Annotated in this window: 1 protein-coding gene and 1 pseudogene; both read right to left on the bottom strand. The window is 43.0% G+C overall.

What is annotated here, in order from left to right; translation table 11 throughout:
* Nucleotides 1-295: pseudogene (locus tag IEX97_RS13075) on the bottom strand (hypothetical protein); the annotation flags it as partial.
* Nucleotides 296-332: 37 nt separating this feature from the next.
* The coding region (locus IEX97_RS13070; RefSeq protein ID WP_188883535.1) for a DUF1841 family protein at nucleotides 333-632 on the bottom strand (300 nt) is incomplete at its 5' end.

Here is a 632-nt window from a genome sequence, read left to right as displayed (position 1 = left end):
AAGAAGGTGTACCAACATCCGCTTCGGGATCAGGGTCCTGGGCTGGATCATCTTCATCGCTATCATGCTCATCGCCATCTTCATCGTCCTGTTGATCATCGGCTTCATCCGTTGCCTTTGAATTATTCATTTCTGAGTCCGAAGAAGTCGCGGTGTTATTACTGGCTGCCGCGGGAGCTTGTGAGCCATTGGCTTCAGGTGTATCTGCATACGTCCAGGTAGAAAAGGAAATGAACGCCAAGAATAATAGAAAGAGACGCTTCATAGATATCTCCATAAATTGAAAACGCATCAAAAAAATACTCTCCTACTATAAGTCGAATTGTAACATCTTAGAATAGGGAAGTAGCTAAAAGACGTTTACAAAGACTTAAATAGTGCGATACATCCGGCATGCATTGATGACGCTCTGCTAACCATAATGTCTCTGCGAAGCAATCCATCATTTTATGCTCAACACAAAGTGGATCATGATGTTTTTGAACGAGTGTTTGAAAAATGGAACGAATCCCATTGGGGCGATCGGTTGTGACTTGATCACGAACTGCTAAATGAAGCCCCATATGTAAAAAGGGATTTGTTTGTCCTAGCTCTGGATAAAACACATGCTCAGATTCCAGGGACGATTGCTC

This window comes from Paenalicyclobacillus cellulosilyticus, assembly GCF_014647315.1.
In the GTDB taxonomy this organism is placed as follows: Bacteria; Bacillota; Bacilli; order Alicyclobacillales; family Alicyclobacillaceae; genus Alicyclobacillus_J; species Alicyclobacillus_J cellulosilyticus.
The sequence above is the reverse complement of the archived record's forward strand: the minus strand, read 5'-3'. Positions and strand labels throughout refer to the sequence as shown.